This is a genomic window from Pseudomonas sp. NPDC087358 (assembly GCF_044900785.1).
GTDB lineage: Bacteria > Pseudomonadota > Gammaproteobacteria > Pseudomonadales > Pseudomonadaceae > Aquipseudomonas.
In genome coordinates, this window is record NZ_JBJDOA010000001.1 from 98,680 (window position 1) to 121,964 (window position 23,285).

The 23,285-nt window shown below is 63.0% G+C and carries 11 protein-coding genes; 6 read left to right on the plus strand and 5 right to left on the minus strand.

Annotation, left to right across the window (positions count from 1 at the left end; translation table 11 throughout):
• Positions 1-11: 11 nt before the first annotated feature.
• Positions 12-551 (plus strand): cytochrome b, encoded by a 540-nt coding sequence (locus tag ACI2KS_RS00460; protein ID WP_404617223.1) that lies wholly within the window; start codon positions 12-14, stop codon positions 549-551.
• Positions 552-581: 30 nt separating this feature from the next.
• Here the strand turns inward: ACI2KS_RS00460 and ACI2KS_RS00465 are convergent, their stop codons facing one another.
• The 3 genes from ACI2KS_RS00465 to ACI2KS_RS00475 all read right to left on the minus strand — a co-directional run bounded on the left by ACI2KS_RS00465 (position 582) and on the right by ACI2KS_RS00475 (position 5,981).
• Entirely contained in the window at positions 582-1,694 is a 1,113-nt protein-coding gene (locus tag ACI2KS_RS00465) for an HlyD family secretion protein (protein ID WP_404617225.1), read from the minus strand.
• A 101-nt stretch (positions 1,695-1,795) separates the two neighbouring features.
• Positions 1,796-3,475: an MFS transporter gene (locus tag ACI2KS_RS00470; RefSeq protein WP_404616441.1), complete on the minus strand. Its 1,680-nt coding sequence runs from the start codon at positions 3,473-3,475 to the stop codon at positions 1,796-1,798.
• Positions 3,476-4,808: 1,333 nt separating this feature from the next.
• Positions 4,809-5,981 (minus strand): XdhC family protein, encoded by a 1,173-nt coding sequence (locus ACI2KS_RS00475; RefSeq protein ID WP_404616442.1) that lies wholly within the window; start codon positions 5,979-5,981, stop codon positions 4,809-4,811.
• Positions 5,982-6,379: 398 nt separating this feature from the next.
• Between ACI2KS_RS00475 and ACI2KS_RS00480 the strand changes: the two genes are divergently transcribed.
• From ACI2KS_RS00480 to ACI2KS_RS00500, 5 genes are all read left to right on the plus strand, one after another.
• Positions 6,380-6,736 carry a DUF427 domain-containing protein gene (locus tag ACI2KS_RS00480; RefSeq protein WP_404616443.1) on the plus strand — a complete coding sequence of 119 codons (357 nt, stop codon included), beginning with the start codon at positions 6,380-6,382 and terminating at the stop codon, positions 6,734-6,736.
• 170 nt (positions 6,737-6,906) lie between these two features.
• Positions 6,907-9,054 carry an ergothioneine biosynthesis protein EgtB gene (gene egtB, locus ACI2KS_RS00485; RefSeq protein WP_404616444.1) on the plus strand — a complete coding sequence of 716 codons (2,148 nt, stop codon included), beginning with the start codon at positions 6,907-6,909 and terminating at the stop codon, positions 9,052-9,054.
• A 242-nt stretch (positions 9,055-9,296) separates the two neighbouring features.
• The gene (locus ACI2KS_RS00490; protein WP_404616445.1) at positions 9,297-9,875 is read left to right on the plus strand and encodes a TetR/AcrR family transcriptional regulator; all 579 of its coding nucleotides are present in this window, start codon (positions 9,297-9,299) and stop codon (positions 9,873-9,875) included.
• Positions 9,876-10,279: 404 nt separating this feature from the next.
• Positions 10,280-11,377 (plus strand): enoyl-CoA hydratase/isomerase family protein, encoded by a 1,098-nt coding sequence (locus ACI2KS_RS00495; protein WP_404616446.1) that lies wholly within the window; start codon positions 10,280-10,282, stop codon positions 11,375-11,377.
• Between the two features lie 3 nt (positions 11,378-11,380).
• Entirely contained in the window at positions 11,381-12,532 is a 1,152-nt protein-coding gene (locus ACI2KS_RS00500; protein WP_404616447.1) for an acyl-CoA dehydrogenase family protein, read from the plus strand.
• 21 nt (positions 12,533-12,553) lie between these two features.
• Here ACI2KS_RS00500 and ACI2KS_RS00505 read toward each other — a convergent pair whose 3' ends face one another.
• Positions 12,554-17,836, minus strand: a complete 5,283-nt coding sequence (locus ACI2KS_RS00505) for a hypothetical protein (protein WP_404616448.1) — start codon at positions 17,834-17,836, stop codon at positions 12,554-12,556.
• Positions 17,837-18,004: 168 nt separating this feature from the next.
• Positions 18,005-23,269 carry a dermonecrotic toxin domain-containing protein gene (locus ACI2KS_RS00510; RefSeq protein ID WP_404616449.1) on the minus strand — a complete coding sequence of 1,755 codons (5,265 nt, stop codon included), beginning with the start codon at positions 23,267-23,269 and terminating at the stop codon, positions 18,005-18,007.
• Positions 23,270-23,285 lie beyond the last annotated feature (16 nt).

Sequence of the window (23,285 nt, forward strand, 5' to 3'; positions counted from 1 at the left end):
GCCTGACCGTGATGACCCCTTCCGACACCGAACGCTACAGCTACAAGGCCCGCTGGCTTCACTGGGTGATGGCTGGCCTGATCGTGCTGGCCTACGCGCTGATCCTCAGCCGCAGCCTGTTCGCCAAGGGCACCGACCTGCGAACCCTGGTGGTGCAGACGCATTTCTGGGTAGGGCTCCTGGTCTTGCTCATGGCCTTTGTGCGCCTGGCAGAGCGCCATCGGCATACGCCGCCAGGGATCACCCCGCCGCTGCAGGGTGCCTTGCGTCTGGCCGCCACCCTGTCGCATTACGCACTGTATGCGTTTCTCTTCGTGCAGCCGCTGCTGGGCGTGTTCACGGTGCTGCTGGAACGCGGCGGGCTGCCCGTCCCGCTGACCTCGCTGAGCATTCCTGCACCGTTCGATATCTCAAAGGACACTGCCCAGACCCTGGAGCACCTGCACGTGCTGCTGGGTACGATCTTTTACTACGTCATTGGCCTGCACGTTGTCGCTGCGGTCTGGCATCACTTCGTGCGCAGGGACAACACCGTACGACGCATGGTCTAGGGCCAGCGTCCGGGCGCCTGGCCACTCATCTCAGGGATGCTGCTGATCAATCGTGCCGTCCACCGGGTCGGCCGGCACCGGGCCGTCCTGGCTGGTGTCGATGCTGACCACCACTGACATGCCGGGACGCAGCCGCTGGAGATCATCCTGATCGTTGTCGACGGTGATACGTACCGGGATCCGCTGGGCGATCTTGACGAAGTTGCCGGTGGCGTTGTCGGCCGGCAACAGGCTGAACTCAGAGCCCGCCGCAGGCGAGATACGCTGCACCCGACCACGCATCCTGCGGTCCTCCAGCGCGTCGACGGTGAAGGTCACCGGCTGGCCAAGGCGCACGTTGGCCATCTGGGTTTCCTTCATGTTGGCGATGATCCAGCGCGCACGCGGCACCAGCGCCATCAGTTGGGCACCGGAGTTCACATAGGCGCCCAGGCGCGTACCGATCTGCCCCAGTTGACCATCGCGCGGCGCGGTGATCCGGGTATTGCTCAGATCGATGCGCGCAAGCTCGATGCTCGCTTCGGCGTTCTTCACCGAAGCCTGCAGCGATCCACGGTTGACGATCACGGTCTGCAAATCCTGCCGGGCGATCTCCAGCGTGGCACGCGCCTCGGCCAGGGCAGCGCGGGCCTGGGCATCGGCGGCGCGGGTCACGTCCAGTTCGCTCTTGGACACCGATCCGTCGCTCACCAGCGCCGAGTTGCGGCGCAGATCAGCCGCGGCTTTCTCCGCCTGGGCCTGGGCGTTGGCCACGCTCGCCTGACGCTGCACGATGGTGGCCTCGGCACTGCGGCGCTGCTGCAGGTTGTTGTCCAGTGCAGCCTTCTGAATGCCCAGCTGCGCCAGCCCCTGATCCAGATGCTGCTGGTAGATCCGGTCGTCGATGCGTACCAGCAAATCGCCCTCCTTGACCCACTGGAAGTCCTGAACCGGCACCTCATAGACATAGCCGCTCAACTGCGGCCCGATGATTGTGGTCTGGCCTCTGACCAAGGCGTTCTCGGTGCTTTCGATGGGGCTGCTGAACGGCGGCAACTGCCAGGCGTAGAGCACGATCAGCACCCCCGCCAGCGCGATGCCGCCAAACAGGATCGAAGACACCAGGCGAACGCGTGCCGAGCGCGGTTGCGTGGTGGCCGGCATCGCTGCAGGCGCCGGTGCAGGCCCTGTCGCTGCATGGGGCGCGACCGATGGATTGGCGGATGCAGAGCCTGAAGGCTTGTCAGCAGGTTTTTCGGGTTCTGTCATGAAGGTTGAGCGCCAGAAGGTTGGACGGGGGATGCCAGGGGTGTGGTCGGCGTGAATGGCGCAACCGGTTCAGTGGTGATCCACAACCAGGTCGCACGGCTGGTGATCCAGATCATGGTCAGCACCGCGATCAACGCAATGAGCATGAACACATCGTTATAGGCCAGGGTGTTAGCCTCGCGCGTGGCTGCGGTGGCGAGCGCGCGGATACCCTGACTGGTGCGCGATGAGGGATCGGCAATCGCGGAAATATAGGCGCCGCTTGAGCTCTGCAAGCGCGACTGCACCTGCGGGTCGAGCAGGGTCACGTGCTCGACGATGTGCGCTGAATGGAATTTCTCGCGCCAGACCTGAAAAGTCCCCAGCAGGGCCGAGCCGATCAGGCTGCCGACGTTCTGGGTGATCCCGAACATCACCGAGAAGCTGACCATGTTGCGCGGGTTGCCGATCACCCCGCTCATACCCAGCACCAGGGTCGGACCGAGAAAGAACGTCCCGCCAAACGCCAGCAGGAACTGACTGAAATACATCTGCGGGCCACGGGTCAGGCTGGTGGAAAAACTGTCCATGGTCGAACCGATGGCCATCAACGCCAGGGAAATGATCAGCGGTTTGAACAGGTGCTGCGGGTTGATCGTCATCGCGCTCACCGCAAGCCCCGCGACACTGCCCAGCAACATGAAAAAATACAGCGTGTGCAGCTGCTCGGTGCCCTGATTCATGCCTTGCAGAAACCCCACCGCCCCCGTCGATTGCTCCGAGAGCACGATGCGGGTCAGCAGCACGCCCAAGGCAAAGCGGATCATCCGCCCACTGCCCAGCCAGCGGGTGATCAATAGCGGGCGGGTGCGGTTATGCTCGATGGCCAGCCCGCTGAAAATCAGGGCGATGGAGGACGCCAGGGCAACGCCGATCCAGGGTTCCTCCAGCCACCACTCGATGCGCCCCAGCGACAAGGCCGCGCAGAGTGCGGCAAAGCCTGAGGCGAGCAAAGCGAAGGTCAGGAAGTCGAGCTTTTCGAATGCCTTGAAACGATCACCCGGCGGCAGCTTGAGGATCAGCACACAGCCAAGCGACAACAGGCACATGCCCAACTCGAACAGGTACAAGCCGCGCCATTCGGCGATCTGCAGCAGGTCTTCAGAGACCAGCCGCGCCAGGGGCGTGGCCAACTGCGCGGTGCCCAGGCCCAACACCAATGCCTTCATTCGCCACTTCTGCGGGAACGCCTGGATCATGTAATACAGGCCCAGCGAACTGAGCGCCGCACCGACCATGCCGTGCGCGGCACGCACGGCGACGGCCGAGGTGATGTCATTGACGAACAGATGGGCAAAGGTCACCAGGGCGTAGAGGACCAGGAAAACCTCGGTGAACGCACGCAGGCCGAACTGCTGGCGGAATTTGACCAGCAGCAGGTTCATGGAGACATTGGTCATGACATAAGCCGCCGGCAACCAGGCGATTTCTGCCTGAGTGGCGCCGAGCGCGCCTTGCAGATATTGCAGATTGGCCACCACCAGCGCATTGCCCAGCCCGCCGGTCAACGCGACGATAATGCCGACGATGGCAAACGCCAGCCGCTTGGAGGTCGGGTGCAGCGGCGTCGAAGGCGAACCCGGCAACGTTGGCCGTTCGTGGGGAGCCCAGTCATGGGGTGTGTACTTGTCGTTCATCGAGCAGACCTGATGGATGCTGTCCTGAGACCATGATCCGAACAATATTACTCACCCCCCGCGGGTGCCTGTAGACGATTCGGCTTTTTATTTTCGGATAAGCGTGAGGATAGGCGTCAGTGGAAGGACGGTAAGTCACCCTGCCATGCTGCAAGCTTGCTTCTGCCCAAAGGGCGTAGAAGCAGAATGGGGGCGGCGCCTGCTTTTGATTCTGCCCGAAGGGCCTAAGAGCAGAATGGAGCGCGGGGAACTGTTTTGATTCTGCCCGAAGGGCCTAAAAGCAGAATGGAGTGCGGCGAACTGCTTTTGATTCTGCCCGGAGGGCGTGGGAGCAAGCTTGCTCGCGATCTGGCGCGAAGCGGCAGTTAACCCTGACAACGCGGTCCGCCTGACCCAGCCGAGGCGTCTGCTTCTACTGCCGGTGCCCGGCAGATCGCCGGCAAGCCAGCCTCCCACGCCCTCCGGGCAGAATCAAAAGCCATGCCGCAATCCTGATTCTGCCCGAAGGGCCCAAGAGCAGAATGGAGTGCCGCGAACTGCTTTTGATTCTGCCCGAAGGGCCTAAGAGCAGAATGGAGTGCGGCGAACTGCTTTTGATTCTGCCCGAAGGGCGTGGGAGCAAGCTTGCTCGCGATCTGGCGCGAAGCGGCAGTGAACCCTGACAACGCGGTCCGCCTGACCCAGCCGAGGCGTCTGCTTCTACTGCCGGTGCCCGGCAGATCGCCGGAAGCCAGCCTCCCACGCCCTCCGGGCAGAATCAAAAGCCATGCCGCCATCCTGATTCTGCCCGAAGGGCGTAAGAGCAAAACGGAGTGCGGCGAACTGTTTTGATTCTGCCCGAAGGGCCTAAAAGCAGAGTGGAGTGCGGCGAACTGCTTTTGATTCTGCCCGAAGGGCGTGGGAGGCTGGCTTGCTCGCGATCTGGCGCGAAGCGGCAGTTAACCCTGACAACGCGGTCCGCCTGACCCAGCCGAGGCGTCTGTTTCTACTGCCGGTGCCCGGCAGATCGCCGGCAAGCCAGGCTCCCACGCCCTCCGGGCAGAATCAAAAGCCATGCCGCAATCCTGATTCTGCCCGAAGGGTGTAAGAGCAGAATGGAGTGCCGCGAACTAATTTTGATTCTGCCCGAAGGGCGCAAGAGCAGAATGGAGTGCGGCGAACTGCTTTTGATTCTGCCCGAAGGGCGTGGGAGCAAGCTTGCTCGCGATCTGGCGCGAAGCGGCAGCAAACCCTGCCAACGCGGTCTGCCCGACCCAGCCGAGGTGCCCGCTCATGCAGTCCGAGTCAGACGCGGAGCCCTGCGTCGTTCAGCAGGGCTCCATCCGCGACGCCTTCACCCGATCATCTTCAACTCCGGCTCTTGCTCCATTTTCGTATCGACCGCGTGAATACTCGCCTGGCGATGTTTGAGCATGGCCCCGGAGCGGCCGTTGAAGACGGCGTTGATCTCCGACAGGATGGACAATGCCACGCTGTCCGGGCTGTCACCGCCGACATCCAGGCCAACCGGAAAATGCAGATGGTTGAAGGCCTCACCTTCACTCAGCTGCGCTGGCAATTCGTCGAGCAGGCGCTCGGTGCGGCTGCGCGGCCCGAGCTGGCCGATGTAGCGCGGCGCGCACTGCAACACCTGGCCTAACCAGTGTCGGTCCTGGCTCAGGCTATGGGTCATCACCACGACGGCTGCGTCTTCGACCATCGCAGCCAGCTCAGGCATAGGCTCCAGCGGCGCCGCCAACACCCGATCCGCATCGGGAAAACGCTGCGCCCGGGCAAAGTGCGGGCGGGCGTCGATCAGCGTGATATGCCAGCCCTGCAAACGCGCCATGCCGACCAGCGGCGAAGCATCATGACCGGCACCGAACACCACCAGTCGACGAGGCGCGGGTATGTACTCAAGGAGCACTTCGACCCCTGCACCCGCCACGTCATAGGTTCGTGTGGCAGAGCGACGGGCCTGGAGCACTGCCTGCAAGTCATCGGCGATCGTCGTCGCCAGCCAGCGCTCGCGTAGCTGTATGTCCAGGCCACTGCAAGGTCCAAGCCCGACCCGCTCGCCTGTCGAGACATGGCGCTCGTTGTGCGAGCCGATCACCGTCGCCAGCGCAGCTCCCTTGCCGCTGGCCTTGACCTCACGCAGCAGGTTCACCACCAGGCTCGCGGTCTGGGGCCGCACCCGTTCGAACAGAATATGCACGGTGCCATTGCAGCCCAGGCCGAAACTCAACTCGGCCTCCTCCAGCTCATCGTCGTCCTCGCCCGTGCTGTAGCTGCGGATCGACGGTTTGCCGCTGGCGGTCAACCACCAGGCCTTTTTACTGACATCGCTTTCCAGGCAGCCACCACTGACCGTACCCGCGGCCTCGCCCAACTGGGCGATCACCATGCGCGCCCCGGGACGTCGATAGGCCGAGCCTTCGACCTTGACCACCGTGGCGATCACCGCTTCCTGCTGCTCGGCATAGCTGCGATCGAGCATCCCGAGCAGACTGGATAGATCATTCATTAGCGCCCCCGGCATCCGGCTCATTCATCTGGTTCATCCACTGTTCATGCAAAAGGCACCGAGGCATCGGCCATCCGTGCCTTTATTGCTGACTGCCGACCGCGCCCGAGGTTCAGGCCTTGAGCAGCTGTGGGTCGACCGGTAACTCGTAAATGCGTTTGCCGGTGGCCGCAGCCAGCGCATTGACCAGCGCTCACCAACGGCGCCTGATCCATCGTTTGGCGCTGATCAGCAGCGCTGTTGGCAGACGCGCCGATTGAGCGTAGAACAGAGCGTTCGCCACAATACGGTCGTCCGTATTCTGCGCGTCTACACTGCGTTTTTTTCTCTGCCGGTCAGCCTGCCCGTCGCAGGCGACCGGGCTTGTCGGTTTCTTCAGCCCAACAGGATGACCCGTCATGAAAATCCCAGGTCCCGATCACCCCATCACCATCACCCCGCTCAACGCCCGCGTGACCGTGCAGTTCAATGGCGTGCGCATTGCGCAAAGCGACAAGGCGCTGGAACTCAAGGAGGCGCAGTACCCGCCGGTTATCTATGTGCCCCGGTCGGATATTTCGATTGAACATTACGATAGAACCGAACATCGAACCCATTGCCCCTATAAGGGCGATGCCAGCTATTTCAGCCTCAACGCCGATGGGAAAACAGCGGCCAATGCGGTCTGGACCTACGAGGACGCCTATCCGTCGGTCAAGGAAATCGAAGGTCATGTCGCGTTCTATGCTGACAAGGTGACCATCGAAGTCCACTGATGCTCAAGCCCTCTGCGCGCACGGCGGCATCGTTTGACGCTTTCGCTACACGACGTTCGGGCCGCAACGCTGTTGTTGCGGCCCGGTCATGAGAAGAACGCAGAAAAGCCGTACCGCCTGGCTGCATTGAGACAGCCTACCGGGCGTCGGCAAGATCCGGAGAAGACCCGATGACGCGCCATTCACGCCAGCTACGCGAGACACCTGCCAACAACGACCTGAGCAAGCGCTATCAAGGCGTTCGCAACCGCACCGAGCATCTGGTCGAGCCGCTCAGTGCCGAGGACATGGTCGTGCAGTCGATGCCCGACGCCAGCCCGGCAAAATGGCACATGGCGCACACCACCTGGTTCTTCGAGACTTTCCTGCTGGTGCCCAATCTTGCCGATTACACGCCGTTCGATCCCGCGTTCGGTTATCTCTTCAACTCCTATTACGAAGCCGTCGGGCCGCGCCATCCACGTCCGCAACGGGGCTTGATGACGCGCCCCAGCGTTGACCAGGTGCTGGCCTATCGCAGGCATGTAGACGAGCACATGATCGCGCTGATGATGACCCGTCTGTCCGATGAGGTATCGAGCCTGATCGAACTGGGCCTGGCCCATGAAGAGCAGCATCAGGAATTGCTGCTGATGGACATCCTGCATCTGTTCAGCCTGTCATCGCTCAAGCCGGCCTACGACCTGCGCTGGCCTGACGATGTGCCCGGTCGTCGCGGGCAGTTCAAGCCATTGAGCGCGGGGCTGACGAAAATCGGCCATGGCGCCAAGACGTTCGCCTTCGACCATGAAGGCCCGCGTCATACCACCTATCTGCAATCGTTCGAAATCAGCGATCGGCTGGTCACCAACGGCGAGTGGCTGAGTTTCATTGCCGATGGCGGCTATCACACGGCCGCGCTGTGGCTCTCCGAAGGCTGGACGCTGGTGCAGGAAAACGGCTGGAACTCGCCGATGTACTGGCAGCATGACGAAAACGGCTGGAAACGCATGAGCCTGCGCGGACTCGAGGCCATAGACCCGGCCGCGCCGGTGACCCATATCAGCTATTACGAAGCAGCCGCCTTTGCCCTCTGGGCCGACGCCCGGCTGCCCACCGAGGCGGAATGGGAAGCGGCCGCCCGCGCCGGTCTGCTGGAACAGGTCGATGACGTCGCCTGGCAATGGACGCAAAGCGCCTTCAGCGCCTATCCCGGCTTCCAACCCTCGGCGGGCGCTGTGGGCGAGTACAACGGCAAATTCATGGTCAATCAGATGGTTTTGCGCGGCGGCGCCAGCGTGACTTCGCCTGACCATTGCCGAGTGACCTACCGTAATTTCTTTCACGCGGAAAAACGCTGGGTGGTCTCGGGCCTGCGCCTTGCCCGCGACAGCCGTCAACCTGGGGTGGTCAACCCCAATGACAGCGAGTTTGCCCGTGACGTGCTGGCCGGCCTGTCCGCGCCGGTGAAAACGCTGTCGCCCAAATATTTCTACGATGCCGCCGGTTCCGACCTGTTCGAAGCCATCTGCGAAACCGCCGAGTATTACCCCACGCGTGCCGAAACAGGGCTGCTCAAGAGCATCGCGGGTCAGATTGCAGCGTCGATTCCCGAGGGGGCGGCGTTGGTGGAATTCGGCAGCGGCGCCAGCGAAAAGACCCGTCTGGTGCTCGACGCTGCACCTCATATCGCGGTGTACGTGCCGATCGACATCAGCGCCACCGCCCTGAACAAGGCCGCCCAATCCCTGAGCCAGCAATATCCCAAGCTGGTGGTTGCGCCGCAGGTGGGCGACTTCACCCGGGTGCTGACCTTGCCCAGGCAAGCCAACGGCCACGTGCGCGTGGGGTTCTTCCCCGGCTCGACCATCGGCAACTTCACCCACGAAGAAGCGGTGGACTTTCTCCATTCGGCGCACGATGTGCTGGGTAAAAATGCGCATTTCATCGTCGGAGTGGACATGGTCAAGGACGCCGCGACACTGGTGGCGGCCTATGACGATGCCGAGGGGGTGACCGCACGGTTCAACAAGAACCTGCTGACCCGTATCAACCGTGAGCTCAATGCCAACTTCAACGTCGATGCATTCAGCCATCTGGCGGTCTGGAATGCCGAGCAGGGGCGCATGGAGATGCATCTGGTCAGCGAGGTGGAACAAGTGGTGAAGATCGCCGGAAACAGCTTCCACTTTGCCGCCGCAGAGCGACTGCACACTGAGAACTCGCACAAATTCACGGTGGAATCGTTTACCGAACTGGCCGCCCGGGCCGGATGGACGGTGAGCCAGTACTGGATCAGCGAAGCGCCACAAACGGCCTTGTTCAGTTTGCAGGCGTAGCTGCAACACCGCGAGCTGCAGGGTTTACCAAGGATGTGTGAAGCTGGCGGGCCGGGGATTGTGATGTGCCATCCCTGGCATGCCTCATTCCCCAGCACGCCCGTGCTCACGGCCTTCGGTCAGAAGCAAAAATCAGTGCGCGCCACAGACCCTTAGCAAGCTCAGCGACGCAAGCGAAGCCAACCTGCTAACGTCCATCCGCTTCAGCGCAGACTCAATATGTACGGGCATATCAACCATCCATGGCCAAACCATCGCATCGTGAAAAAATACTCACCGAAGGATTGAAGGTTGTTCATGAACGCGGTTTTGCAGGCGCCAGTGTGCGCGATATCGTGCAGGCCGCCGGTGTTCCGCAAGGCTCATTCACCAATCACTTCGTGTCCAAGGAGGCATTCGGCCTGGAGATCATCGATCTCTACTTCCAGGGCACCCGACAAATGGTCAGTCAGACCCTGCTCGATGACCGGCTGGGGCCGATTGCACGCGTGCTGGCCTACATCGATTTTCACAAGGGCGCGCTGCAATGCGCGGTCAACAAGGGTTGTCTGTTCGGCAACTTCACCGCTGAAAGTACCGAGCACAGCGAACCGATACGCGCCCGGCTGGTGGAAATCTACGCTTGGTTGAGCGACATCATCTGCAATTGCCTCGATGAGGCCATCACCACCGGCGAGCTGCCTGAAGGCTACAACAGTCGCCAGGTGGCGCTGTTCATCGTCGGCTCCCTGCAGGGCGCGGTGCTGCTGGCCAAAGCCCAGCGCAACACAGCGGCACTGGACAGCTTTTCTGCTGTTCTGACCAGCAGCGTCTTGCGCTGAGAGCGACGCCCCATTTTCCGGGTGAGCACACGATCTGAGCCGGCTTGCTGGCGAAGGCGTCAGGTCAGGCGTATCGATGTCACTGACTTTAAAAGGTCATGTAGGAGCAGGCTCGTCCCGCGAGCAGCGGGAAACCCGTGGTGAATTGGGTGCACGCGGTCTGTCTGGCCCACCGCATCGGCCGTGGTAAGCCGCCAGTGTCGCGACTGGGCTGGCGAAAGCGGCAGACCATTCGCATCGATACCGGCTGCCACACCGCCATGCAAAGTTGCAGACCCGCCCTGCATGATTCTTCATTGTCATTTGCAAAATCGCGCTGTTAGCATCGCGGCTGAACCTCACGGAGTGCGGCTTCTTCATGGCCGCCTGAACGAGCAAGAATAAAAAGCCACAGGGAGTCAGCGATGACGGCACAGGTAGTATCGGCCAAGTCTTCAGGTCAGGAACCGACCTGCGACAGCGTTCAGTCCGAAGTACGCAATCATATTGGCCACATCACCCTCAATCGCCCACAGGGGCTCAATGCCATCGATCTGGACATGGTCCGGCAGCTGCAACAGCAACTGGACGCATGGGCAGGCGATGACAAGGTTCACGCCGTGGTGCTGCGCGGTGCCGGGGAAAAGGCCTTTTGCGCCGGTGGTGATATCCGCTCGCTGTACGAGAGCTTCAGCAGCGGCCAGACCCAGCACCAGGATTTCTTCGTCGAAGAGTACGCCCTGGACCTGACCCTCCATCATTACCGCAAACCGGTCATGGCGCTGATGGACGGCTTCGTCCTGGGTGGCGGTATGGGCCTGGCCCAAGGCGTTGACCTGCGGGTCGTGACCGAACGCAGCCGGCTGGCGATGCCTGAGGTTGCCATCGGCTATTTTCCAGACGTCGGTGGCAGTTACTTTCTGCCCAGGGTGCCCGGTGAGCTGGGTATCTACCTGGGGGTGACCGGGGTCCAGATTCAGGCCGCCGATGCGCTCTACTGCGGCCTGGCCGACTGGTACCTGCAAAGCGCGCGGGTGGAGGATCTGGACCGCCAGCTCGACACCCTGAAATGGACCCTGACCCCGCTCAAGGATCTGCAAGGCGTACTGGCCAGGCTTGCCGTCCAGCAGTTGCCGGCCCCGCCCCTGGAGAAGCTGCGTCCGGCCATCGATCACTTCTTTGCCCTGCCGGATATCCCAAGCATCATCGAACAGCTGCTGGAAGTGAACGTCAACGACACCCATGGCTGGGCCGTGGACACTGCCCACCTGATGAAAACCCGTTCCCCGCTGGCCATGGCGGTGACCCTGGAAATGCTGCGCCGTGGCCGCCACCTGCCGCTGGAAGCCTGTTTCGACCTGGAGTTGCATCTGGATCGACAATGGTTCGAACGCGGTGACCTGATCGAAGGCGTACGCGCCCTGATCGTTGATAAAGACAAGAAACCGCAATGGAACCCGTCCACCGTCGAGGCACTGGATGCCGAGCACGTGGCGAGTTTCTTCAGCGGTCATGAGGCCTGACCCATGCAAGACCTTGAACTGAGCGAAGAACAGATCATGATTCGCGACATGGCGCGCGAGTTTGCCCGCAACGAAATCGCACCGCATGCCCACGCCTGGGAACAGGCCGGCTGGATCGACGACGCCCTGGTCGGCAAGCTCGGCGAGCTGGGCCTGTTGGGCATGATCGTCCCGGAACACTGGGGCGGCACCTACATCGACTACGTGGCTTACGCCTTGGCGGTTGAAGAAATCTCTGCCGCCGATGCGGCCACCGGCACCTTGATGAGCGTGCACAGCTCGGTGGGCTGCGGCCCGGTGCTGAACTACGGCAGCGAGGATCAGAAACAGCAGTGGCTGGAAAAGCTTGCCAGCGGCAAGGCCATCGGTTGCTTCTGCCTGACCGAACCCCAGGCCGGTTCAGAAGCCCACAACCTGCGTACCCGCGCCGAACTCAAGGATGGGCACTGGGTGCTCAACGGCGCCAAACAGTTCGTCAGCAATGGCAAGCGCGCACAACTGGCGATCGTCTTTGCGGTCACCGACCCCGAGTTGGGCAAGAAAGGTCTGTCGGCATTCCTGGTGCCCACCGACAACCCCGGCTATCGCGTTGATCGCATGGAACACAAGATGGGCATTCGCGCCTCGGACACCTGTGCGGTGACCTTGAGCGATTGCCGCATTCCCGAAGCCAACCTGCTGGGCGAGCGCGGCAAGGGCCTGGCCATCGCGCTGTCCAATCTGGAAGGCGGTCGCATCGGCATTGCCGCCCAGGCCCTGGGCATCGCCCGTGCCGCATTCGAAGCGGCGCTGGGGTATGCCCGCGAGCGGGTGCAGTTCGACAAGCCGATCATCGAACACCAGAGCGTGTCCAATCTGCTGGCCGACATGCACACCCGGATCAACGCCTCGCGCCTGCTGGTCCTGCACGCCGCACGCCTGCGCACGGCGGGCAGGCCCTGCCTGTCGGAAGCCTCCCAGGCCAAGTTGTTCGCCTCGGAAATGGCCGAGTGGGTGTGCTCCAAAGCGATGCAGATCCACGGCGGCTACGGCTACCTGGAAGACTACCCGGTGGAAAAATACTACCGCGACGCGCGCATCACCCAGATCTACGAAGGCTCCAGCGAAATCCAGCGTCTGCTGATCGCCCGCGAGCTGCGCCACTACTCCCTGTAGCGCCGCACGCTGCCGAGCCCGTCACGGGTTCGGCAGGCGCAGATTGTGCCGTCCCAGGCGCAGGATCAGCAGGGTCAGGGAGTCGGCATTCTTGAGCATCACCCGGCTGCGCTTGTGCACGTTGGCGAGAAACGCGTCCCGTGCGTCGTCCAGGTTAGTGGTCTTGGTCAGGCGCAAGATAGCGTCGAAGCCGTGGTCCTCATCGGCTTCGAGGTCCCGCCACTGACCGTCTTCGATCACCTTGAACAGGGTGTTTCTGTCGCTGTCATGGGACAGCCGACGTTCCTGCAGGCCCGCAACGTAGTCCCGCAGCCCGACATTGGAGGCGGTATTCTCCTCCAGCAGATCCGGGTACGGCGCCATGGCCTCCAGGTAGGCGATGTCGTAGGTATCGAGCACCTGGTGCGACAGTTCGTGCATCAGGTTGGCAGCCTGATAGTGAACCGCCGCCTCGAACCCTTGTGCAGCGGCCTCAGGCCTCAGGGCAAAGGCCGGCACGTTGAAGAAGCGGTCTGTCAGGAACACCCGGCGCTTGGGATCGGACTTGATGACGAAGGCCACCACCGTCTCGCGGCCCGGCAGACTGGTCCCCACCACGAAGCGCGGGGAGAGGAAGGGCGACAGGTCCATCACGGCATCGAACATCGATTTGATCGCGCTTTTGACTTCCGCCAACAGGACCTGGTCAGGGCGGGCGGTGCCGAAGAAATCGCCGATGATACGGCTGACACGCGGATCCAGCACGGCGCCACGCCCACGAATATGCAGGTTGTCCAGGCAGTTCTGCAGGTAGCGTCGGGCCTGCAAATGCGCCTGACCGATGCGCCGGGCGCGGTCGCGATACAGCAGGCGAATCTGCGTCATGCCGCTGGCTTCAATGATCAGAAGGTCTTCGGCACTGCGCTTGGCCCCGGCGGCATTGAATTTGGTGAGCAGACCGCCGCCACCCTTGAGGCCCAGGTTCAGGTCCAGTTGCCAACGCTGATTGCTGTCGAGTTTCAAGCGCGGGCCGGGGGTGCCGTCCGCACCGACGATAGTCAATCTACCTTCATCGGGAACGCCCTCCACCCGATAGACCTTGCCGTCCACCACCGCGTAGGGCACATCGGTGCTGTCCATATAGAGGTTGAGCAAGTCGTCATGACGCATGCCGGCAAGGGCGACATCCCTGGCCTCCAGGTTGCGCAGCTGCATACGCTGTTCGGCGCTCAGGCCGCCGCTGCGCCAGGTGAACGCCAAGGGCGGTTCGTCCCGCAGCCCTGGCGCATTCTCGGGCTCGGAGCTGCCTCGCTCGTCCCCTGCCCGTTCCTCGCTTGCCTGACGTCGGGCCGTGACCATGCTCCCCAGTGCCGCAGTGAATTCGGACAGTGCCTCGCCCCAACGATGCCCCGAGGCCGACAGCGCGGAAGCCCGAAACAGCGTGTGGCTCTGCCAGAGCATCACCAATGCGCCGAGTTTGCCGGGCAGCATCACCAGGGTCTGCTCCAGCCCCAGGGTCGCCAGAAACGCCCTGCCCGCCCGATCGACCTGTTCATTGGTCACGACGTTGGAAACCCCCATATCCAGCAGCAGTTTAATCGTGCCCTCGAACAGAAACTGCAGGGCATTGCCCTTGACTTCGCTGACCCCCAAGGTGACCGGCCCGGGCCTGCGCAGTGGGACGTCGAAGTCGAACAGCCCGACCGACGACGCCAGGTGCGGCTCGACGAACCCGCCATTGGCATAGCGCCGATGCACTTCCGGCTCCAGACGGTCGAGCAGCAGTTGCCCAAGCATTTCGTCGGTGCGGATGGCCTCCATCAATGCCGCGCGATTGGCGTATTGGCGAAAGGTGAAGGGCGAATGAAAGATCGCGTACAGGATCACCGGCCCTGCCTCGGGATCCGCCGGGCCAATCAGGTATACCCCGGACACCGTGTCCGCAGGCATGCCGGGGTCGGCCACCAGTTGCAATGGGCTGAGGATCACCTTCACACCGTCGACCGGCTCGCGGGCGATGCCGTCGGGCATGTCGAAGACAAACGCCAGATACACATATCCGGCGGCGCTCAAGGCACCTTTGAGCTTTTCCGGAAACGCCAGTGCCAGCAGCACCCCGGGCAGGCGCTCGACAAACAGCTGCTTGCGCTCGGCGTAGTGCGTGGCGTCCGGGGAGAATGCCTTGCGCAGGATCGTCGTATAACCGGCCCCTACATCCAGCCGCCTGACCAGCTGGCGCAGGTAGTCCGGGGTCAATGCCCCCAGCGCTTGCGCATGCTCCACGGACTCCACGCTCAGGGCGGCGGTCTGCTGGTTGCCGAAACGGCTGATCGCGTAGTCGGTCAGCGATCCGCTGTGCACGGACGCTGCGGCCGCCACGGCGGATGGCAGTTGCCCGGGTGCCGGAAAGGCGCTGACGTAGCGACGTGAAGTCACGCTGATCTGGTCGGGGTCCAACGGCGTATCGGGGAAGTCCAGCTTCAGCTGGTCAAGCAATTGTTTGCGGGCGTAGTCCTGCAACGAGGGAATGCCGAACATGAACCCCCGGCTCCCGACGCTGGTCTGGTAGTAGCGTTTCAGCGCGTCGTAGTAGAGCATCAGGTCGGTCAGCGATGCCGAAACCATCCACGGCGGCAGCAGGGCTTCGAACAGACTGTTCTCGATCCTCACCGCCAGCCCGTCGAGCATTTTGATCAGCTGTTCGTCCAGCTCGGTCGCCGTTGCCAGACGGCTGAACAGGTCTGCCTCGAGGCGACAGCGAACGGCGCGCAAGCACAGCTGACGCAGGTCCTGCTGTTGACCTTCCAGTACTGCTTGCTGCAGGGTTTCGAGGGCATGCCCATCGATGCGGTCCAGGCGGATCCGTACCGGACCCGCGGACGCCTTGAGCAGGTGCGTGCGCAGTAAGTCACGGTCGCGCTCGCCCAGAAGCGACAGCCAGCGCTCGCGCCTGGGCCCGGCGAGCTTGAGCTGCAAGACCTGCTGCAAGCGCTCGACCGATGAAAACTGACGCCAGCCGAACTCGCTGGACCAGACCATGCCCGGGCCGCTCTGCTCCAGCGGCTGTCTGAGTACCAGCGTGTTGCGCAGCGGGGCCACCACGTGCTCGCCATAGGTCAACGAGACCGAGTAGGCCTCTGTCACCGCCGCGCCCAGCGCCAGCCGCAATGCCCGTAGCGGCCGGTCGAGCACCTGCCTGACCATGGCGATGACCGCCTCGTCGAGCCACTTTTCACGCTTGCGCAGCGCCAGGTCCAGGCGCATGGCATCCTCGCGCAGATTGAGCGCTTCTCTGCTAGGTTGCAGGTGGCGATCAGCCAGGCGCCTGTACTCAAGCGGTGACTGTTTTGACTGCAGCAGATAGCGCTCGATGAAATGCGCCGTGACCCGGTTCAGCATGTGCTGGACCAGATCGGTCTGCAGGGGGCCGGCCGACGTCATGGCATCGGCCACGACCTGCGCCCGCGACGGCAGTACGCGCGAGCGATGGGCGCTGACACATTCCAGCAACCAGGACAGCAGATCCCTGGACACCAACTGCTGCGATTCGCTGACGGCGACGGCGCGGGTCTCGACGTCGGAAGGATCGACCGGTGCCGACTCAAGCCAACGCACATGAATATTGCGGGCACTGACCGGCTCGTTGAACAGCAGGCATAGCCAGGGCTGCAACGCCTGCTCGGCACAGTCGAGCAGCACACTGGCGCTTTGACGAAGACGCTCGGCTCGCGCATCGAAGGCTTGGGTCTGCTCCATCCAGGAAGCTTTCGGTGCGTTGCTGGCAGCGATGCCGGCACTCGTCTGGCTGCGGTTGCCCGCCCCGCTCTGGTTCACCGATGCCGGCCCTGGCAGGTCGGTCGAAGGCTGCGGTTGCGGCTTGAGCCAGATGTCGGGGAAGCTAAATGGCGCATCACGGCGCCAGCGCCCTGAGCTCAACCGCAGCTGTCGCGGGTCCAGAAGCTGACGTATATCCAGCGCGTCATCAAGCATCGCCATCAGCGTGTCGCGCGACCTGGGCAGCCCCAGCGCGTAGGCCAGGTTGCGTGCCTGCAGGGCGATGATCGAATCGACGCGATCGGCAAACAGCGGTGCGCCGATCGCTTGCAGTTCGATCCGCAACGCCCCCTCTTCGAGCAACATCGACTGATCCTGCAGTGCCAGTGCCGGACGCAAGCGCTCACGCCCCTGGGCCGTGGCGAAATACCCCGCCAATGCCGCAAGGTCATTGAAGCTCATCCAGCGGTGATCGGGCGCAAGCCACAGCAGCGATGGATCGCCATCACCCGCTTGCACCACGAAAGTTGCGGCCAGCGCACAGCCAGCGCGGTCACCTACCTTGAGGATCAAGCGGCTGCAACCGGACGCCGCAGCCGACCCTGATCGCCAGTGCCGCTGCAGGGTATCGCGGGCAGCTACAGTCAAAGCGCCCTCATGGCGACACGCGTAAAAGGCATGCAGCACGCTGTTGCTCAGACTCTCGATGGCCAGATCCCGGCGCGAGCGCTGAGCGCTCCATACACCGCCCCAGAACGCCTTGAGCAATTGCCCGTATTGCCCGGCGACAGCGTCCGCGGCTTCGCTCAAGGCCTTGGCGAACAACGCCGCATCGGCGCTGCTGGCGAGCCGGCCCTGCCCGTCGAGGAAGCGCCGCTCCAGCCCCTGGTCAAGCCCGGCGTTGCGGTATTGGTCGAAGACCGCTCGGGCCAGCGCCTGAGTGCCGCGCACTTGCTGCGTACCATCACTGGAAGCCGAGACGATCTGCAGCAGATGAATCTGCGGGTCGAGCGCCATGTGCGGCAACGTGGTGCGCAGCTGCCGCGTCAGCGAGACCGTGCAGATGTGTGGCAACGCGGGGATTTGCACAAGCTGCGCGCTCAGTTGCCCGATCAGATCGACCTGATGATCGACGATGGCCAACATCTGCGCACGGAACGGATCGCCTTCGATCTTCTCGTCCTCGAACAACGCATTGCCATCACCTGCCGCGAAGCGAGCACGCAGCGCGGCCAGCAGCCCGTGGCGATCGCCGAAGGCCTCAATGCCGTTGGCCAGGGAGTACAGATAGACCCGTGGGTCGTCGCTGCTGCCATGGCTCAACATCAAGGCCGCGGCGAGTTCGAACGGATTGGCCGCGCCGTCGTCGAGCATCAGCCGGTCCACCCTGAGCAGATCCGGATCATCGGCCAGCCACGGGCGGGTCAGCTTCAACAGCCATGAATGTTCTTCGCCGCGAAGACGATCATCGCCCAGCGCGTCATCGAGGTCGGCGATGTAGCGCTGTCTGAGCGAGGCAGTATGAAAATAATTGCGCGTAGCAGTCGTCATGAAAGCTCCTTGATACATGAACGGCCCGGCTGCGGCGGTCGAACCGTCGCCGGGAATTGATTCAAGGAGCGTAAGGACAAAGGGCCCAGGCACTGCGCTACATAATGCTGTGCACCGGCCGCGCCATTTGCGATTGACTGCTACCGGGCTTTAGCCTGCCATGTTTTTTCAGGGGCTCGGCGCCACCAGGCTGTGCCGCCCCAGGCGCAGTATCAACAGGGTCAGGGAGTCGGCATTACTGAGCATCACCCGGCTGCGCTTGGCGGCATCGCAGAGGAACACATCGCGCGCATCGTCCAGGTTATCGGTCTGGGTTTCGTGCAGGATAGTGCTGTAGACACGCTCGTCACGAGGGCCGATATCGCGCCATTTGCCATCCTCGTTGAGCTTGAACAGGCTGGCTTTGTGGGTGCGGTGCGAGAGCCGGTAATTTTGCAGGCGTTCGATATGGGCCTTGAGCTGCAGGTGTTTGGCGTTGTCAGCCAGCAACAGATCGGGAAACGGCGCCATGGTTTCCAGGTAGGCAATGTCATGGGTATCGAGGGCCTGGTGCGATAGCTCATGGAGCAGGATCGCCGCCCGATGATGCACCGAAGACTCGAAGCCCTGTGCCGCAGCCTGAGGCGAGAATCCGTAGCGTGACACCTGGAAGAATTGCTCCGTGAGAAACACCCGCTTCAGGGGGTCCACTTTGATGATGAACGCCGCGACATTCTCACGTCCCGGCCGGTTCGAGCCGACGATGAAACGCGGCGAGGAGAGCGGCGATAACGAAGGCTCCATCACCGCATCGAACAGCGTCTTGATCGCGCTTTCGATCTGGATCAATAGCGCCTGCCCGGGGCTGGTCACCCCGAAGAACTCGCCAATGATGTGGCTGACACGAGGGTCGAGCAAGACACCCCGTCGGTTGACATTGAGGTTGTCCAGGCTGTTTTCCAGATAGAGCCTGGCTTGCAGGTGTGCCTGGGCGATGCGCCGGGCGCGGTCGCGATACAGCCGGCGAATCTCGGGCATGCCCCGGGCTTCGATCACCAGCGCCTCTTCGGCACTGTGCTGCGCCCCGCTGGCATTGATCTTGGTAACCACCCCGCCGCCGCCCTTCAGGCGCAGGTTGAGGTCCAGCTGCCAGCGCTGATTGCCGTCGATGACCAGCCGCGGTCCGGGCGTGCCGTCGGCGCCGACGATGATCCAGTCGCCGTCGTCGGGCCTGTGCCGGACCTGATACACCTTGCCTTCGACCACCACGTAAGGCGTGCCATCGTCCTTGTCCAGGTAAAGGTTGAGCAGTTCATCGTGACGCATCTGCTCAAGGGCCACGCTCCTGGCTTCCAGCGCTTGCAGGCGCATACGCTGCTCGGCGTTCAATGCGCTGTTGCGCCAGGAGAAGGTCAATGGCGGCCGGTCTTCAGCCATCGCGTGCCCGCTGGCGCCGCCGACTCGGTCTTGGGGCGCCTGCTCTTCGATGGCCTGCTCGCGGGCCGTGACCATCACCCCGAGTGCGGCGGAAAACTCCGAGAGTGCCTTGCCCCAGTGCCGCCCCGACGCCGAAACGGCAGACGCCCGAAACAGCGTCTGGCTTTGCCACAGCGTCACCAGCGCCGCCAGTTTGCCGGGCAACAGGCTCAGTACCTGCTCCACCGCCAGCGTTGCCAGGAAACGTCGACCCGCCTGGTCGACCTGATGGTTGGTCACCGCATTGGACACTCCTAGGTCCAGCAGCAACCTGACCGTATCGCGAAACAGCACTTGCAAGACGTTGCCTTTGGTCTCTGCCAATTGCAGCGCGATCGGTCCCGGTCTGCGAAACGGCACGTTATTCGAGCCTTGGACAGAAAAAGGCAGATGCGGCTCGCTGAATCCGCCATGGGCATAACGCCGATGCACGTTGGCATCGAGGCGTTGCAACAGCAGTGCCTGCAAGGCTTCATCGTTGCGAATAGCGGCCAGCAGCGCCGCCTGATTGCTGTATTCGCGGAACGTGAATGAGGAGTGATGCAGCGCCAACAGCACCAGCGGGCCCGGGTCGGGTGCGGCCGGGCAAATCAGGTAGACCCCTGACACCGGGTCCGGGCTCATGCCAGCATCGGCGACCAGTTGCAGCGGGCTGATGATCACCCGCACCCCGTCCACCGCTTCGCGGGCGATGCCATCGGGCATTTCGAACACCCTTGAGATGCAGGCAAATGCCTGCGCGCTCAACTGGCCACTGAGTTTCAGCGGCAGGGCCAGGGTCAGCAGCATCGGCGCCAATTGTTCGAGGAACAGGCGTTTGCGTGTGACAAAACGTGCATCGTCGGGGTTCAGCGCTTTGTGCAGCAACGCTCGGTAGCTGCTGCCGATGTCCAGGCGCCGGACCAGCCGTTGCAGATAGTCAGGACTCAGCAGGCGCGCGGCTTGTGGCTGGGTCGCGGAATCGACACTGAACACCGCGCCCTGATCCTCGACGAAACGATTGATCGCATAATCGGTCAGCGATTCACTGTGCGCGACGGTCGCGGCAGCTACCGCCACCGGCACCTGGCCGACCGGCGGAAAAGCACCGATGTAGCGCCGCGAGGTCACCGTGATCTGATCAGGATCCCAGTGCTGTGCGGCAAAGTCCTGGCTTAACCGGGCAACCAGCCGCTCGCGCGCATGATCCTGTACCGAAGGGATATCGAACAGAAAATCCTTGCCGCCGTCGCTGACCCGGTAGTAACGCGTCAGCAGGTCGTAATACAGCCTCAGATCGGCAATCGACGCCGAGGTCAGCCACCCTGGCAACAGGGCTTCGAACAGGCTGTTGTCGACCCTGACCGCCAGGCCGTCGAGGAGCATGTTCAAGGGCAGGTCGACCTCGATCGCGGCGGCAAGACGGGTGAACAGACCGGCCTCGAAACGACAACGCATGGCGCGCTGACAGAGCAGTCGCAAATCCTCTTGCTGACGCTCCAGCAACCTTTGCTGCAGGGTCTGGACGGCATGCCCGTCGACCCTGTCCAGGCGCAGCTGCAACGGACTGCCCGACACGTCGAGCAAGTGCGCGCGCAACAAAATGCGATCACGCTCGCTCATCAGTTGCAACCAACGCTCGCGATCGGGCCCTGCAAGCTTGCGCCGCAGGATGTGCTGCAAGCGCTGCAGCGAAGAAAACTGCCGCCAGCCAGACTCCCCCGACCAGAGCAGCACCGCAGTGTCAGGTCTGAGCGGTTGGCGCAGCACCAGTGTGTCGCACAGCGGTGCCAGCCTTTGATCAGCATATTCCAGCGAGACCGCATATACCTCCGTCAGGGTGTTTTGCGAAGCCACGCGCAAAGCACGCAGCGGACGATTGAGCACCTGCCGGACCTTCTCGGTTGCGGCCCCGTCGAGCCTGCCCTGTCGCCGGGCCAGCGCCAGGTCCAGACCCATCGCCTGCAACCGCAGGCTCGCCGCTTCGCTGGCCGGTTGCAGTTGCTGATCGCCCTGGCGCCGGAGCGTACTGCGCGAGGCCATGAAACCCTGGACATAGCGCTCGGTGAAACTGACCGTGCCCCGCTCGAGCATGTGCTGGAGCAGCTCGACCTGCAGGTGCCCGGCCGTGTCTGCAGCGTCAGCCAGGATCTGCGCGCCAACCGGCAGCGCTCGGGGCCGATGACCACTGACCCATTCCAGCAGCAACGACGGCAGGTCCACCGAGATCAATCGCTGCGACTCACTCACCGGCACTGCCTGGGTTTCGACATCCGATGAGTCGGCAGGCGCCGATTCCAGCCATTGCACGCGCAGTCTTTTCGCTTGCAGCTGACCGTTGCCCAACACGCACAAATAGGCTTGCAACGTCTGCTCGGCACAATCGAGCAAGGCGTTGTCCAGGCGTTGCAAACGTTCGGCACGCAGGTCGAAAGCTTGCGTGCGCTGCCGCCAGGACGGCGTCAGCGCGGTCTGCTCATCCGCAGAGACGCTGGCCGTCGCGCTGGGCGGGACCAGGGCGGGCACCCTGGGTTGAGGCTTGAGCCAGACCTGGGCGAAATCGAACGGCGCCTCCTGGCGCCAGCGCCCGGCACTGAGCAGCAATTGCCGCGGGTCGAGCAGCTCCCGCACGTCCAGCGCATCGTCGATCATCGCCGCCACTTGATCGGATGCGCCGGGCAGACCCGTGACGTACTCCAGATTGCGCGCCTGCAAGGCGAGGATCGAATCGACCCGCTCGGCGAACAGCGGCGCGTCGATGCGCTGTACCTCGACCCGCAGCAAGCCTTCGCGTTGCAGGATCGCCTGGTCCTGCAAAGCCAGCGTCGGACGCAACCGGGCACGACCCTGTGCCGTGTTGACGTATCTGGCCAGACTCGCCAGATCCGCGAACCTGACAAAGATGTGATCGGCCGAAAACAACAGCACCGAACGATCGGCACCGGCGCCCAGAACAAACGTGCCTGCCAGCGCACAGGAGGCACTGTCAGCGACCCTCAACGCCAGCCGATGGCAACGCACGGCAGAGCCTGTGGGCAACGTCCCCGGGGCGGTTTGCAGCAGTGCCAGTAACGCCTTGAGTGTGGCTGCGCCGAGGACGCCGTCGTGATGGCAACGGTAGAGTGCCTGACGCACGCTGTTGTTGAGGGCCTGCATGGCCAGCTCGCGGCGAGTGCACTGAGCGCGCCATGTCCCGCCCCAGAAACCCTGGAGCACATCGGCGTAACGCTCCTTGACCGCCGCAGCCGCTGCGACCAATGCCTGGGCGAACAGATGGCTGTCGGCAACACTGGCGGGTCGCCCTTGCTCATCGAGAAAACGCCGTTGCATGCCATGGGCGATCGCCACTTTGCCGTAGTCATCGAAGACCGCCTGGGCCAGCGTCTGGGTGATGGCCACAGGCTCGGCAGCGTGATGGTCTGCAGCGGGAACGATCTGGAGCAGATGGGTCTGGGGATCGACGGTCCGATCCGGCAGCGTGTCGCGCAGCTGCCGCTCCAGCGCCAGCGTAGCGGCTTGGGACAAGGTCGGGGTCAGCGCGAGCTGCGCGGACAGTTCACCGAGGTGTTCGACCTGTTGGTCAACGATGGCCAGCATCTGCGCGCGAAACGGATCACCTTCGACCACTTCGGCCTCGAACAGCGCATTGGCATCGCCCTGGAAAAACCGGACCCGCAGTGCGGCCAGCAAGGTGTGCCGATCACTGAAGACTTCGATGCCATCGGCCAGGGTGTACAGGTAGATTTCCTGGTCGGTATGACCATGACTCACCAACAACGCAGCCGCCAGTTCCGAAGTCTGGGACAGACCATTATCGAGGGTGAGGCGGTCGACCCTGAGGGGGTCAGCATCGTCGGCAACCGCAGGGCGAGTCAGACGCTGCAGCCAGGTGTGCGCCGACGCAGGCAGACGCCCGGCGTGCAGCGCTTGATCGACTGCGTCGAGGAAACGCTGGCGTAGCGCAGTGCTGTGGAAATAGTCGAGGGTAGCGGTGGACATGCGGGCTCCTTGATGC

What these genes read in the sequence shown, in the direction of transcription:
- ACI2KS_RS00465 (WP_404617225.1), bottom strand. Translation starts at nt 1,694, where the DNA reads ATGCCGGCCACCACGCAACCGCGCTCGGCACGCGTTCGCCTGGTGTCT.
- ACI2KS_RS00510 (WP_404616449.1), bottom strand. Translation starts at nt 23,269, where the DNA reads ATGTCCACCGCTACCCTCGACTATTTCCACAGCACTGCGCTACGCCAG.
- ACI2KS_RS00460 (WP_404617223.1), top strand. Translation starts at nt 12, where the DNA reads ATGACCCCTTCCGACACCGAACGCTACAGCTACAAGGCCCGCTGGCTT.
- ACI2KS_RS00470 (WP_404616441.1), bottom strand. Translation starts at nt 3,475, where the DNA reads ATGAACGACAAGTACACACCCCATGACTGGGCTCCCCACGAACGGCCA.
- egtB (WP_404616444.1), top strand. Translation starts at nt 6,907, where the DNA reads ATGACGCGCCATTCACGCCAGCTACGCGAGACACCTGCCAACAACGAC.
- ACI2KS_RS00475 (WP_404616442.1), bottom strand. Translation starts at nt 5,981, where the DNA reads ATGAATGATCTATCCAGTCTGCTCGGGATGCTCGATCGCAGCTATGCC.
- ACI2KS_RS00505 (WP_404616448.1), bottom strand. Translation starts at nt 17,836, where the DNA reads ATGACGACTGCTACGCGCAATTATTTTCATACTGCCTCGCTCAGACAG.
- ACI2KS_RS00480 (WP_404616443.1), top strand. Translation starts at nt 6,380, where the DNA reads ATGAAAATCCCAGGTCCCGATCACCCCATCACCATCACCCCGCTCAAC.
- ACI2KS_RS00500 (WP_404616447.1), top strand. Translation starts at nt 11,381, where the DNA reads ATGCAAGACCTTGAACTGAGCGAAGAACAGATCATGATTCGCGACATG.
- ACI2KS_RS00490 (WP_404616445.1), top strand. Translation starts at nt 9,297, where the DNA reads ATGGCCAAACCATCGCATCGTGAAAAAATACTCACCGAAGGATTGAAG.
- ACI2KS_RS00495 (WP_404616446.1), top strand. Translation starts at nt 10,280, where the DNA reads ATGACGGCACAGGTAGTATCGGCCAAGTCTTCAGGTCAGGAACCGACC.